The organism is Microbacterium sp. UMB0228 (assembly GCF_002871415.1).
In the GTDB taxonomy this organism is placed as follows: Bacteria; Actinomycetota; Actinomycetes; order Actinomycetales; family Microbacteriaceae; genus Microbacterium.
The window spans coordinates 362,853-375,151 of sequence record NZ_PNFU01000002.1 but is presented as its reverse complement, the minus strand read 5'-3'; the positions used below and the strand labels follow the sequence as shown (position 1 = coordinate 375,151).

12 protein-coding genes are annotated in these 12,299 nt (G+C 71.4%); 6 read left to right on the top strand and 6 right to left on the bottom strand.

From position 1 onward, the window contains the following. Nucleotides 1-26: 26 nt before the first annotated feature. Together CJ226_RS05940 and CJ226_RS05935 are read right to left on the bottom strand one after the other, a co-directional pair. Nucleotides 27-1,088 (bottom strand): ABC transporter substrate-binding protein, encoded by a 1,062-nt coding sequence (locus tag CJ226_RS05940; protein WP_102208625.1) that lies wholly within the window; start codon nt 1,086-1,088, stop codon nt 27-29. A gap of 53 nt (nt 1,089-1,141) precedes the next feature. Next, on the bottom strand, nt 1,142-2,230 hold the full coding sequence (locus CJ226_RS05935; RefSeq protein WP_102208624.1) for a mandelate racemase/muconate lactonizing enzyme family protein: 1,089 nt from the start codon (nt 2,228-2,230) through the stop codon (nt 1,142-1,144). 139 nt (nt 2,231-2,369) lie between these two features. Between CJ226_RS05935 and CJ226_RS05930 the strand changes: the two genes are divergently transcribed. Genes CJ226_RS05930 through CJ226_RS05915 form a run of 4 tightly spaced genes read left to right on the top strand, consistent with a single transcriptional unit; the run spans nt 2,370 to nt 6,089 of the window. Further along, a complete protein-coding gene (locus CJ226_RS05930; RefSeq protein ID WP_062633178.1) occupies nt 2,370-3,323 on the top strand; it encodes a C-terminal binding protein in 954 nt (317 codons plus the stop codon). An 11-nt stretch (nt 3,324-3,334) separates the two neighbouring features. Beyond that, on the top strand, nt 3,335-4,360 hold the full coding sequence (locus tag CJ226_RS05925; protein ID WP_102208623.1) for a zinc-binding dehydrogenase: 1,026 nt from the start codon (nt 3,335-3,337) through the stop codon (nt 4,358-4,360). Then, a complete protein-coding gene (locus tag CJ226_RS05920) occupies nt 4,357-5,115 on the top strand; it encodes an SDR family oxidoreductase (RefSeq protein WP_102208622.1) in 759 nt (252 codons plus the stop codon). Before CJ226_RS05925 ends, CJ226_RS05920 begins: the two co-directional genes overlap by 4 nt. After that, nucleotides 5,112-6,089: a sugar kinase gene (locus tag CJ226_RS05915; protein WP_102208621.1), complete on the top strand. Its 978-nt coding sequence runs from the start codon at nt 5,112-5,114 to the stop codon at nt 6,087-6,089. Before CJ226_RS05920 ends, CJ226_RS05915 begins: the two co-directional genes overlap by 4 nt. A gap of 34 nt (nt 6,090-6,123) precedes the next feature. On the opposite strand, the gene CJ226_RS05910 is transcribed toward CJ226_RS05915, so the two are convergent. The 3 genes from CJ226_RS05910 to CJ226_RS05900 are packed head-to-tail and all read right to left on the bottom strand — an operon-like array spanning nt 6,124 to nt 8,860. Beyond that, on the bottom strand, nt 6,124-7,074 hold the full coding sequence (locus CJ226_RS05910; protein WP_102208620.1) for a D-alanine--D-alanine ligase: 951 nt from the start codon (nt 7,072-7,074) through the stop codon (nt 6,124-6,126). Beyond that, nucleotides 7,071-8,192 (bottom strand): alanine racemase, encoded by a 1,122-nt coding sequence (alr, locus tag CJ226_RS05905; protein WP_102208619.1) that lies wholly within the window; start codon nt 8,190-8,192, stop codon nt 7,071-7,073. The genes CJ226_RS05910 and alr overlap by 4 nt, the downstream gene beginning before the upstream one ends. After that, nucleotides 8,189-8,860, bottom strand: coding sequence for a D-alanyl-D-alanine carboxypeptidase family protein (locus tag CJ226_RS05900; protein WP_102208618.1), 672 nt, complete (start codon nt 8,858-8,860; stop codon nt 8,189-8,191). The genes alr and CJ226_RS05900 overlap by 4 nt, the downstream gene beginning before the upstream one ends. Before the next feature lie 87 nt (nt 8,861-8,947). On the opposite strand from CJ226_RS05900, the gene CJ226_RS05895 reads away from it, so the two are divergent. Beyond that, nucleotides 8,948-9,619 (top strand): response regulator transcription factor, encoded by a 672-nt coding sequence (locus CJ226_RS05895; RefSeq protein WP_025104044.1) that lies wholly within the window; start codon nt 8,948-8,950, stop codon nt 9,617-9,619. Then, entirely contained in the window at nt 9,612-10,703 is a 1,092-nt protein-coding gene (locus CJ226_RS05890) for a HAMP domain-containing sensor histidine kinase (RefSeq protein WP_102208617.1), read from the top strand. The genes CJ226_RS05895 and CJ226_RS05890 overlap by 8 nt, the downstream gene beginning before the upstream one ends. Nucleotides 10,704-10,772: 69 nt before the next feature. On the opposite strand, the gene CJ226_RS05885 is transcribed toward CJ226_RS05890, so the two are convergent. Further along, nucleotides 10,773-12,290, bottom strand: coding sequence for an SDR family oxidoreductase (locus CJ226_RS05885; RefSeq protein WP_062633195.1), 1,518 nt, complete (start codon nt 12,288-12,290; stop codon nt 10,773-10,775). Between the last annotated feature and the right edge of the window lie 9 nt (nt 12,291-12,299).

Sequence of the window (12,299 nt, the reverse complement as noted above, 5' to 3'; positions counted from 1 at the left end):
CGTCCTCTCGCTGCACGACGGAAGGCTCAGTACGCCCGACCCGAGTCGAGCGCGTCCTGGGCGTTCTTCTCGGTGTAGAGCTCGTCCTTCATGATGATCTCCTGCGCCACCTCGTCTCCCGCGAACCACTTCGCGAGCAGGTCGACCGCGGCCGGGCCGAAGCGCGGGTTCGTCTCGACGATCGCGGCGATGTCGCCGGACGCCACGTGCCCGACCGCCTCCCTCGTGCCGTCGATCGAGACGACCTTCACGTCCTTGCCGGGAGTGAGCCCGGCCTGGCTGATGGCGGTGAGCGCCCCCAGCGCCATGGTGTCGCTGTGGGTGTAGACCGCGTCGATATCGGGGTTGGACGACAGCAGCTGGGCGAGCACCTCCTGGGCCTCGCTGGTGGCCCAGTTGCCCGTCTGCTGGGCGACGATCTCGATGCCGCCCGCGTCCTTCACCGCCACGTCGAAGCCGGTGGTGCGGAGGGTCGCCACATCGCTGCCCGGCGCCCCCTGCAGCTCAGCGACGGAGCCCTCGCCGCCCAGGGCTTCGATCATCGCCTCGCCGGCGCGCTCGCCCTGCCGCTCGAAATCGGAGCCCATGAACGAGATGAAGTCGGTGCAGGGCTCGCCTGCGGTCTCGCGGTCGATCGTGATGACCGGGATGCCCTTGCTCTTGGCCGCCTCGAAGGCGCTCTGCAGACCCGTCGCGCTGATCGGCGCGACGATGAGCGCGTCGACACCCTGATTGATCATCGACTGGATGTCGCTGAGCTGCTTCGCCTGGTCGCTGTTGGCATTGGTGTAGACGAACTCGGCTCCCGCCTCCTCGACCGACTGGCGCACCGAGGCCGTCTCTGTCGCGCGGAAGGGGTTCTGTTCGTTCTCCGATTGCGAGAACCCGATCTTCATGTCCCCGAGCTCCTCGTCCGAGGGAGCGGGGTTCGTGCACGTCGCCTCCGAAGCGCTCTCGACGACCTGCTCGGTGCCCTCGCCGTTGGCGGTGGCGGCGCCTTGGTCGTCCAGGGGCTTCGCGCAACCGGTGGCGGCGAAGAGCAGTCCTGCGGCCACGGCGGCCGCGGTGATGATGCGGTTCGATTTCATGACATCTCCTTTGATCATTCGTGAAAAAGCCGCCGCGACGGCGGTCGACGCGGTCAGGCTCGCAACGTCGCGAGCTTCTCGAAGTCGAGGTCGAGTCCGTGCCCGGGGCGCTCCGGTGCGGTTACGGCACCGCCGACGATGGGCATGGTCTCGGCCAGATACGGCTCGAGGCTGAACCCATGCGCTTCCATATAGGTGCGGTTCGGCGCTGCGGCCAGGCAGTGGACGGTCAGATCGTGCACGCCGTGGCTGGTCACCGGGAGGTTGTGAGCTTCGGCGAGGGAGGCGACCTTGCGGAAGACCGTCATCCCGCCGCAGTTGCTCACATCGGGCTCAGGGTAGGTCACCGCACCGGCGTCGATCGCGGCACGGAACTCGTACAGCGTGTGCAGATTCTCGCCCGCCGCGATCGGTAGACCGCCGGATGCGAGCACGCGGGCCTGTCCGGGGAGATCGTCGGGGATCACGGGCTCCTCCAACCACACCAGGTCGAACGCACGGAGCTCGCGGGCCGCCGCGATGGCGCGGTCGGCGGACCACCTCATGTTGGCGTCCACCATGAGAGGGAATCCGTCGCCGAGGTGCTCGCGCATCGCCGCCACGCGGACGAGATCCTCACGCAGCTCTTCCCGACCGACCTTCATCTTGATCGCCCGGAATCCCTGCGCGCGGAAGTCATCGGCCTGCGCCAGGAGCTGCGGCACCGAGAACTGCAGATCGATGCCGCCCGCGTAGACGGGCACCACCGGGTCGTAGCCGCCGAACACGCGCCAGAGCGGTTGCCCGAGCCGTCGGCCCTTGAGATCCCAGAGCGCGATGTCGACGGCGGAGATCGCGGAGGTGACATGACCCCCTCGCCCGGCATAGTGCAGATGCCACCACATCTTCTGCCAGAGCGCCTCGATCCGATCGGCGTCCTCGCCGACGAGGACATCGCTCAGGTACGGGTCGACCATGCGGGCGACCGCGTGCCCGCCCGCGTTGACCGTATACGTGTACCCCATGCCGCTGGCACCGTCGGCATCCGTCACCCGAACGACGACGAGCTCGAAGTCGTCCATGTCGCCGTGGGTGCTGTCCGAGAGCCGCGTCGCCAGCGGCACCCGATACAGGTCGGTGCGGACGTTCGTGATCTTCGCCATTGATGAGTACTCCGGGTCGGGGGTCGAGTTGACCCGCTAGAAAACCGATTTCCTAAACATACACACTTCCGCTACTGTTGCCAACACCCCGCCGGCGCACACGGCGGAGGAGGCAGCGTCACGAAGGAGAGGACGTCGGATGAGGATCGTCATCACAGACTGCGACCACGATGCCATCGCCGAGGAGCGAAGGGTCGCGGAAGCGCACGGCGTCGATCTGGAGCTGTTCCAATGCCGCTCGGAGGATGAGGTGATCGCCGCTGCGGCCGATGCGGACGCCATCGTGGTCCAGTACGCGCCCATCACCGCTCGCGTTCTCGACGCGCTGCCCGGCCTGCGCGCGATCGGTCGATACGGCGTCGGCGTCGACACGGTCGATGTCGCCGCGGCCACGGCGCGAGGCGTCGCGGTGTGCAACGTGCCCGACTACGGCACCGAGGATGTCTCGGACCACGCGATCGCCCTGGCGCTCTCACTGGTCCGCGGAGTGACCGAACTCGATCGCCGGACCAGGGCTGGCTCGTACGGCCTCAGCGAGGTCAAGCCGCTGCACCGCATCTCCGCACTGACGTTCGGCGTGGTCGGCGTCGGGCGGATCGGAACCGCCACCGCGCGCAAGGCCGCGGCGCTGGGGTTCGCGGTGCTCGGCCACGATCCGCGGCCGGAGGCGAGAGTCGACGGTGTCCCGCTGGTCGGGTTCCACGACCTGCTGCGCGAGGCTGACGTGGTCTCGCTGCACGTGCCGCTCGATGAGCGCACCCGGCACCTGATCGACGAGGGAGCCCTGAACCGGATGAAACCGGGCGCGGTGCTCGTCAACACCTGCCGAGGCGGTGTCGTGGACACCGAGGCGCTGGTCCGGGCCCTGCGGAGCGGCAGGGTCAAGGCCGCCGCCCTCGACGTGTTCGAGCAGGAGCCGCTCCCGACGACGAGCCCGTTGCTGCAGGTGCCCTCGGTGGTGGTGACCCCGCATACCGCCTGGTACAGCGAGGAATCGGAATCGGAGCTCAAGCGACGGACCATCGAGAACGTCGTGGACTACTGTGCAGGGCGCGATCCGCGCGACCTGCTGAACCCGGAGGTGCGCGCGTGAGGGAGACGACGATGAAAGCGGTGCTGTGGGACGGTCCTGATCGGCTGCGCGTCGCCTCGGTTCCCCGTCCTTCCCCCGCTGACGGCGAGTCGCTCGTGCAGATCGAGTTCACGGGTCTCTGCGGCACCGACTTCTCCATCCTGCACGGCTCGCACCCCCGCGCGACGGCGCCGCTGATCATGGGGCACGAGATCGTCGGCCGCGTGATCGACAGCGGAGACGAGCGCCTCCGAGACCGCCGCGTCGCCGTGTTGCCGCTCCTGAGCTGCGGGACGTGCCCTCCCTGCCGCGCGGGGCACACGCACGTGTGCGAGCGCCTCGGACTGTACGGCATCGATGCACCCGGTGGTCTCGCCGAGTTCGCGGTCTTCCCCGACGACCGGCTCTTCCCCCTGGACGACGGGGTGTCGGCGACGGTCGCCGCCCTCGTCGAGCCCCTGGCCGTCGCTGTGCACGCCGTGAGCCGGTCCGGGCTGGCCGGCGGCGAGACGGTCGCCGTCTTCGGCGCCGGTCCCATCGGCGTCCTCACCGCCCTCGTCGCCCGGCATCGGGGCGCGGAGAAGGTGGTGGTGGTCGAGCCCAGTCCGGAACGAAGGACTGTCGCCGAGCAGCTGGGGTTGCCGACCCTGCCGGCGGGCGAGACGGCGGCGGACGATGTGCGCGCCCGGCTCGGTGGCGGCGCGGAGATCGTGTTCGACACCGCCGCCCATCCGTCCGTCGCCCTTCGGCTTCCGCGTGCGGCAGCCGTGCGCGGCACGATCGTGCTCGTCGGCGTGTACAAGCAGCCGACCCCCTTCGACCTCCAGGCGGTGACATTCGCTGAGCAGTCGATGGTCGGCGTCCGCGTCTACACGACCGATGACTTCCGCGATGCCGTCGAGCTCATCCGGAGCGACGCCCTCGGCCTGGCACGGATCCCGGTGGCGATCTTTGGCCTCGATGGGGCGGCCGACGCGTTCGACGCCGCCACCTCGGCCGGCGCCGCACTGAAGGTGCTCGTCGGCGCGGCCTCCACGGATGCGGACGGCACCCGATGAGCGCGGCGTCGTTCCGGCTGGATGGACGGACAGCCGTCGTGACGGGCGCCTCGCGAGGCATCGGGGCGGCCGTGGCGGAGGCCCTCCTGCATGCCGGGGCCCACGTCGTGACGATGCAGCGGGGCCTGCCCGCGCACAGGCTGCCGCACGTCGCCGAGGAGTCCGGCTCGTCGTTGACCAGCGTGTCCGTCGACCTGGCATCCACCACGTCCATCGCTCGAGCGATCGAGGACGTGCGCGCTGATCACGAGGTGGACATCCTGGTCAACAACGCCGGCATCCAGGCCCGCCACGACGCGGTCGAGTTCCCCCTCGACGAGTTCACGGCGCTTCTGGACGTCAACACGCGGGCGGCCTTCCAGCTCGCGCAGGGATTCGGCGCCGACATGCTGCGTCGCCGCTACGGCAAGATCGTGAACATGGCTTCCCTGCTCAGCTTCCAGGGGGGCCTGCGCGTCGCTGCGTACGCGGCATCGAAAGGCGCGGTGGCGCAGCTGACCAAGGCGCTCTGCAACGAGTGGGCGGCGCGCGGGGTCAACGTGAACGCCGTCGCGCCCGGCTACATCGGCACAGACATGAACGAAGCCCTGATCTCCGATGACGCCCGCAACGCGCAGATCCTGGAGCGCATCCCGGCGGGACGCTGGGGTGCTCCGGAGGATATCGCCGGGGCCGTCGTCTTCCTCTCGTCGGATGCCGCCGCCTACGTTCACGGGACCGTGCTGCCCGTCGACGGCGGCTGGCTGGCCCGATGACGGGTCGCTCGGCGTCTGCGGCTGTCGAGGCCGTGGACGTGGTGACTCTCGGTGAGACGCTCGCGCTGTTCCGCTCGACAGGTGTGGGGCCGCTCGCCCACAACACGGCGTTCACCCTCAGTATCGGAGGGGCCGAGAGCAACGTCGCCGTTGCGATCTCCCGTCTGGGTGGCACCGCCGCGTGGTGCGGACGGGTGGGCGCGGACACGTTCGGCGATCTCATCCTGCGCGAGCTCCGGGCCGAGGAGGTCAGGGTGCACGCGGTGCAGGATCCGGAAGCCCGGACCGCCCACATGGTGCGGGAGATGCGCACCCCGTCCCTCGCCCGCGTGTCCTACGCGCGCACAGGCAGCGCCGGTTCCCGGATGACCGCATCCGATCTGCCTCTCGCGACGATCCGTACGGCCCAGCTCCTGCACGTCACCGGCATCACCCCCGCGCTGTCACGGAGTGCGCACGAGGCCGTGCTCACCGCCGTCGCCGAGGCCAGGGTCCACGGCGTGACCGTCTCGTTCGATGTGAACCATCGCGCGTCGCTGTGGGGCCCGGGGGAGGCCCGACCCGTCTACCGTCGTCTCGCCCGTGATGCCGACATCGTCTTCGCCGGGGAGGAGGAGGCGATGCTGCTCCTCGACGACGACGGCGACGCTGAGCAGCTCGCCCGGGGAATCGCCGCGCTCGGACCGCGGGAGGTGATCATCAAGCGTGGCGCGGAGGGGTGCACGGCTCTCATCGACGACGAGATGCACCGTGTCGGGGCCGTGCCGATCGATCCGGTCGACACCGTCGGAGCGGGGGATGCCTTCGTCGGCGGATATCTCGCCGATCGGGCCTCCGGCCGACCACCGGCCGAGCGGCTGATCACAGCCGCCGCGGCCGGCGCTTTCGCCTGCCTGAACCCCGGGGATTGGGCGGGGCTGCCCCGCCGCTCCGAGCTCGCGCTCCTCGCGGCCCCGGACCCCGTCCTTCGGTGAGCACCGCCTCCGCAGGCGCCCTGTCGACCCCCTGTCACTCGGCCGCGCGCACGAGCCGGCCCACGAGGTCGACGTAGTCCACCCCGGCCGCCGCGAACATCCGCGGCACCTGGGAGGCGGCGGTCAGCCCCGGCATCGTGTTGACCTCGTTGAGCACCGGACCCTCGTCCGTGAGGAAGAAGTCCATGCGGGCGACCCCGTCGCACCCCAGGGCGTCGAACATCGCGATCGCGGCGCGTGTGAGCGCCGTCGTGGCGGCCGCATCGAGCTGCGCGGGAACCGTGAACCGGGCCGTGCCGTCGTACTTCGTCGCGGTGTCGAAGAGCCCGGGCGCGTGGATCTCCAGGGGCGGGGCGGCCCACCGCACCCCGCCCTTCTCCCGCAGCACGGCGACGTCGATCTCCCGCGCGTGCACGACCTCCTCGACCAGGATCCGCCGGTCGAAGCGCGCCGCCCCCCGCAGCGCCGTGAGCAGGTCGCCCTCCTCCGTCACCAGGCTCACGCCGTGGCTCGAGCCGGCCGTGACCGGCTTGACCACGACGGCGCCTTCGAACTCCACGTCGCCGATGTCCTCCGCGGCGACCAGCCGCCCCCGGGCGGTGCGCAGCCCCACGGCCTGGGCCACGAGCTTCGTGGCCCACTTGTCCATGCCGATCGCCCCCGCCCCCAGCGCGGAGCCGACGACCGGCACCCCGGCGAGCGCGCACAGCGCCGCGAGGGCGCCGTCCTCCCCGAGCGCACCGTGCACCGCAGGGAACACGACGTCGCTCGCCGCGAGCAGCGGCAGGGCCTGCTGCAACGACGCCGCCGGACTCACGCCGGGCGGGATCCCGTCGGCCCGCCACACGCCGTCGCGGTCGATCGTCACGGTCGTGACGGTGTGTCCCCCCAACCGCAGCGCCGCGGCGACCGCCGCCGCCGAGGCGAGCGACACCTCGTGCTCGGGATTCCGTCCCCCTCCGACGACCAGGACCTTCATCGTCATGCCACGCTCCTCTTCACCCGCGGGCCGATGCCCGTGACGATGGTGTGCGGGATGGTGCCCGCCCACCGCGCCCACTCCTGCACCGACGGCACCGCGCCGCCGTCCGGCCCGAACACCGTCGCGACCGCTCCTCGGGGGAACGCCCTCCCCCCGGTGTCGACGACGATCTGATCCATCGACACCCGCCCGACGATCGGGTGCCGTTCCCCTCCGATCTCCACCCCCGCGCCCGGCGCGATCTCCCGCGGGACGCCGTCGGCGTATCCGACGCCCACCACGCTCAGGTGCGTGGCCACCACCGTCGTGTGCGTCCCGCCATAGCCCACGACCGTGCCGGCCGGCACGGCGGCGCTGTGCACCACGGGCGCGGTGAAGCGCGAAGCCCCGACCAGAGAGACCGTCTCGGACGGGTCGATCCCCACCAGCGCCGCCCCCACCCGCACCATGTCGAAGTGCGTCGCGGGATCGGTCAGGGCGCCCGAGGTCGCCGCGAGGTGCACGAGCAGCGGTCCGAAGCCGGCGCGCAGGACCGCGTCCCTCCCCTGGCTCATCCGCAGCACCGCGGCCGTATTCGCCCGCGGATCCGCGGCGTCGGCGCGGGGGAGGTGCCCCATCACCCCGACGACCTCGATCCGGCCGCGGGCCGCCCGCGCCGTGCGCAGCAGCTCCTCCCAGTCCTCCACGGGGCACCCTCCCCGTGCCATCCCGGTGTCGAGATGCAGATGCACACGCACCGGAGCGGCGGCATCGGCTGCGAGCTGACGCAGCTCCTCGACGGAGCCCACGGCCACGTCGACCCCGGCGGCGGCCGCGCGCGGCGCGTCGATGCCCGCGGGGTGCAGCCAGGCGAGGATCGGCACGCGCAGTCCGGCCTCGCGCAGCGCGACCCCCTCGGCGACGTCGGTGACCCCGAGCCACTCGGCCCCCGCGGCCACGGCGGCGGTCGCCACGGCCACCATGCCATGACCGTACGCGTCGGCCTTGACCACGGCCATGACGGGCACGGCGGCGGCCTCCCTGACGCGGCGGAGGTTCTCGGTCACGGCGGCGGGAAGGGTGGACAGTGTCGGTGCGTGGAGGCGGGACAGGGTCATCCCCTGCGCGAGCAGGGCCGTCATCGCTGCATCCTCGGGTCTTCCGTGGGGTCGGCGTACTGTGCGGGGCACCCGTCCTCGACGGCCTCCGGTCGCAGCTCGTAGTGCCAGGACTCGTTGCCGTAGGTCTGGCAGAGGCCGTAGCGCCAGCCGCGCTGCGTGAGCCAGTCGAGAGTGGGCAGGGGACCGAGGTCGACCGCGTCGCCGGAGACGTGCGCCGAGGTCTCCGCGGTCGCCACCCAGCGGCGCGCCTCCTCTTCCGAGCCGTAGTCGTCGATCGCGTCGCGGAGCAGCTGCTCCTGCAGGGCCGCCGAACGCCATCCGCTGTTCACGAGGAACGTCACCCCGTCGGCCTCCGCATCGGTTGCGGCGCGCTGGAGGGCGTCGAGCAGGGCGGGGTCGAGATTGCCGATGGCGACCCTGTCGACGTCGAACACCGTGGGCTGATCGCCGTCGCGGATCACGCCGTCGGCCTCGCTCGGGGCGAGTACCGATCCGGTCGGCGGATGTGGCTCGGAATCGGAACCGGTGGTGGCGGGCGCGACGATCGGGGCGGTCTCGGCGAACGCGGCCGACAGCGATTGCTGCACGGCGACGGCGGCGACCACGGCGAGCGCCAGCACGGAGGCCGTGGTGGCGATGCGCCGACGGCGCCGGGCACGGACGGCTCGGGGGGTGCGGAGGTCGTTCATGCTTCCAGTGAAGAGAGCACGCGGTTGTCACGGCGTATGGCCTTTTCCATACACCGGCGATATGCCGCACTGCGTAGGATCACTGCCATGCGTGTGCTGATCGTCGAGGACGAGCCCTACCTCGCCGAGGCGGTCCGCGACGGGCTGCGACTGGAGGCGATCGCGGCCGACATCGCCGGCGACGGCGACACCGCGCTCGAGCTCCTGAGCATCAACGCGTACGACATCGCGATCCTCGACCGCGACGTGCCCGGCCCGTCCGGCGACGACATCGCGCGGTGGATCGTCGCCTCGGGCAGCGGCATCCCCATCCTCATGCTCACGGCCGCCGACCGCCTCGACGACAAGGCCTCCGGGTTCGAGCTCGGCGCCGACGACTACCTCACCAAGCCGTTCGAGCTGCGGGAGCTGGTGCTGCGGCTGCGTGCCCTCGACCGCCGTCGACAGCGCGCGCGGCCACCGGTGCTGGAGATCGCCGGCCTGCGCCTCGACCCCTTCCGCCGCGAGGTCTACCGCGACGGCCGCTACGTCGCCCTCACCCGGAAACAGTTCGCCGTGCTGGAGGTGCTCGTCGACGCCGAGGGCGGCGTGGTCAGCGCCGAGGAGCTGCTGGAGCGGGCGTGGGACGAGAACGCCGACCCGTTCACGAACGCCGTCCGCATCACCGTGTCCTCGCTGCGCAAGCGCCTCGGCGAGCCGTGGCTGATCCTCACGGTGCCCGGCGTCGGCTACCGCATCGGGGCCGACGCGGATGCCTAGGCGACGCGGCCTCAGCGTCCGCCTCAAGCTGACCCTGAGCTACGCGGGCATCGTCGTCGTCTCCGGCGCGCTGCTGCTCGGGGCCGTGGCGGCGTACCTGCTGCGGTACGTGCCGGATGTGCAGATCCCCGTCGTCGATTTCTTCGTCCCCAACCGCTCGGATCTGATCCGGGCGTTCGTGCCGGTCGCGGCGATGGTGATGTTCGCCCTGCTCGTGATCGGCCTCGGCGGCGGCTGGCTGCTCGCCGGGCGGATGCTGGCACCGCTCGACCGCATCGGCGACGCGGCCCGGCTCGCGGCGCAGGGCTCCCTCTCGCACCGCATCCGCATGGAGGGTCCCAGCGACGAGTTCCGCGACCTCGCCGACGTCTTCGACACGATGCTCGAGCAGCTCGAGGCGCACGTCGCCGAGCAGCAGCGCTTCGCCGCGAACGCCTCGCACGAGCTGCGGACCCCCTTGGCCATCTCGCAGACCCTCCTCGACGTGGCCCGCACCGATCCCGACCGCGACGTCGACGCCCTGATCGACCGGCTCCGCGAGGTCAACACGCGCGCGATCGACCTCACCGAGGCGCTGCTGCTGCTGAGCAGGGCGGATCAGCGCACGTTCCCGCGGACGCTCGTCGACCTGTCGCTCCTGGCCGAGGAGTCCGTCGAGGCTCTCCTCCCGCTCGCCGACCGCCGCGGGGTCGAGGTCGAGGTGTCCGGCGTGCCGGCGACCGTGCTCGGCTCCTCCGCCCTGCTGCCGCAGCTCGTCATGAACCTCGTCGCCAACGCGATCGTCCACAACCGCAGCGACGGCGGCGGTTCCGTGGCGGTGCGCACCCATTCCCTCCCGCACGCGGTGGCCCTCGTCGTGGAGAACACGGGTGCGGAGCTGCACGCCTCGCAGGTCGCGACGCTCGTCGAGCCCTTCCAGCGCGGCACCGAGCGCACGCGCGGGACGGAGCACGCCGGGGTGGGTCTCGGCCTCGCGATCGTGCAGCGCATCACGCAGACCCATGGCGGCACCCTCGTGCTGACACCCCGCACCGGCGGAGGCCTCATCGTGACGGTCTGGTTCCCCCACCCCTCCCCCGGCTGACGGTTTCGAATCGCCCGATTGGCCCCATTTCAGCTCCGGATGGAACCATTCAGGCGATTCGAACGGGTGTCACCAGGGGCTGGGCTCGTAGTCCTTGAGGAAGACGCCGTGGATGTCCTCGCCGGCCTCGCCGCGCACGATGGGGTCGTACACCCGCGCGGCGCCGTCGACGAGGTCGAGCGGAGCGTGGAAGCCCTCCTCCGCGAGGCGCACCTTCGTGTAGTGCGGGCGCTCGTCGGTGATCCAGCCGGTGTCGACGGCCGTCATGAGGATGCCGTCCTTCTCCAGCATCTCCCCCGCGCTCGTGCGGGTCAGCATGTTCAGCGCGGCCTTCGCCATGTTGGTGTGCGGGTGGCCTGGGCCCTTGTAACGGCGGGAGAACTGCCCCTCCATGGCGGAGACGTTCACGACGTACTTCCGGCGCGACGACGACGCGGCCATCGACGCCCGCAGCCGGCTGATGAGCAGGAACGGCGCGGTGGTGTTGGCGAGCTGCACCTCGAGCATCTCCAGCGGATCGACCTGATCCACGGACTGCACCCAGCTGTTGACGCGGTTCACGTCCGGCACGAGACCGCCCGCATCGATCGCCGTGCCGTCCGCGTGCTTCTCGAGCGAGGAGGAGCCGGGGGCCATCGCGAGCCGCGCGAGGTCTTCGGCCGTGAGCGCCTGTCCCCCCTGCTCCGCGACCGTGCCGCCGAGCGCCGCGACCGACAGCAGCGGATGCGCGTCGACCGAGGCCTGCAGCGCCTGCGGGTGTGGGTCGACGGTGTGCCCGAAGGTCTCCATCTCCGGCAGCGGACCGTCCGGCAGCGGCTGGAGCTCCGCGTCTGCGAGCAGCGAGTACGCCCCCGGCGAGCGGCGGACCGTCTGGGCGGCGTTGTTGATGAGGATGTCGAGCGGGCCCTGCGCGGCGACCGAGTCGGCGAGCCCGATCACCTGGGCGGGGTCGCGGAGGTCGATGCCGACCACGCGCAGCCGGTGCAGCCAGTCGCCCGCGTCCGGCAGGGCCGAGAACCGGCGCACGGCGTCACGCGGGAACCGGGTGGTGATCGTGGTGTGCGCGCCGTCGCGGAGGAGGCGCAGCGCGATGTGCATGCCGATCTTCGCGCGGCCGCCGGTGAGCAGCGCGCGCTTTCCGGTGAGGTCGGTGCGGGCGGTGCGCTTGCCGTGGCTGAAGCGGGCGCAGTCCGGGCAGAGCTGGTGGTAGAACGCGTCGACGAGCGTGTACGGCTGCTTGCAGATGTAGCAGTTGCGGGGCTTGAGGAGCTCGCCGGCGATGGGGGCGTCGACCACACGGGACGCGAGGTCGTGCCCGCGCGTCTCGTCGTCGATGCGGTCGGGGGCGCCGGTGGCGGTGCGGGCGACGACGGCCTTGTCCGCCTCGGCGATCGCATCCCGGATCTCCTTGCGGCGCACGCGCTTGACCGCTTTGAACATGGCCGCGGTCGCGTGGCGCACGGCCACGAAGTCGGGGTGCTCGTTGTCGATGGTGTGCAGCTCGGCGAGGACGCGCAGCGTCGTGGCGAGGTCGTCGGGGTCGATGCCGGGGCCCAGGTCGGGGGTGGCGTCGGGCGCGTCGGTCATTAGGCCGAT

What these genes read in the sequence shown, in the direction of transcription:
- CJ226_RS05940 (WP_102208625.1), bottom strand. Translation starts at nt 1,088, where the DNA reads ATGAAATCGAACCGCATCATCACCGCGGCCGCCGTGGCCGCAGGACTG.
- CJ226_RS05935 (WP_102208624.1), bottom strand. Translation starts at nt 2,230, where the DNA reads ATGGCGAAGATCACGAACGTCCGCACCGACCTGTATCGGGTGCCGCTG.
- CJ226_RS05930 (WP_062633178.1), top strand. Translation starts at nt 2,370, where the DNA reads ATGAGGATCGTCATCACAGACTGCGACCACGATGCCATCGCCGAGGAG.
- CJ226_RS05925 (WP_102208623.1), top strand. Translation starts at nt 3,335, where the DNA reads ATGAAAGCGGTGCTGTGGGACGGTCCTGATCGGCTGCGCGTCGCCTCG.
- CJ226_RS05920 (WP_102208622.1), top strand. Translation starts at nt 4,357, where the DNA reads ATGAGCGCGGCGTCGTTCCGGCTGGATGGACGGACAGCCGTCGTGACG.
- CJ226_RS05915 (WP_102208621.1), top strand. Translation starts at nt 5,112, where the DNA reads ATGACGGGTCGCTCGGCGTCTGCGGCTGTCGAGGCCGTGGACGTGGTG.
- CJ226_RS05910 (WP_102208620.1), bottom strand. Translation starts at nt 7,074, where the DNA reads ATGACGATGAAGGTCCTGGTCGTCGGAGGGGGACGGAATCCCGAGCAC.
- alr (WP_102208619.1), bottom strand. Translation starts at nt 8,192, where the DNA reads ATGACGGCCCTGCTCGCGCAGGGGATGACCCTGTCCCGCCTCCACGCA.
- CJ226_RS05900 (WP_102208618.1), bottom strand. Translation starts at nt 8,860, where the DNA reads ATGAACGACCTCCGCACCCCCCGAGCCGTCCGTGCCCGGCGCCGTCGG.
- CJ226_RS05895 (WP_025104044.1), top strand. Translation starts at nt 8,948, where the DNA reads ATGCGTGTGCTGATCGTCGAGGACGAGCCCTACCTCGCCGAGGCGGTC.
- CJ226_RS05890 (WP_102208617.1), top strand. Translation starts at nt 9,612, where the DNA reads ATGCCTAGGCGACGCGGCCTCAGCGTCCGCCTCAAGCTGACCCTGAGC.
- CJ226_RS05885 (WP_062633195.1), bottom strand. Translation starts at nt 12,290, where the DNA reads ATGACCGACGCGCCCGACGCCACCCCCGACCTGGGCCCCGGCATCGAC.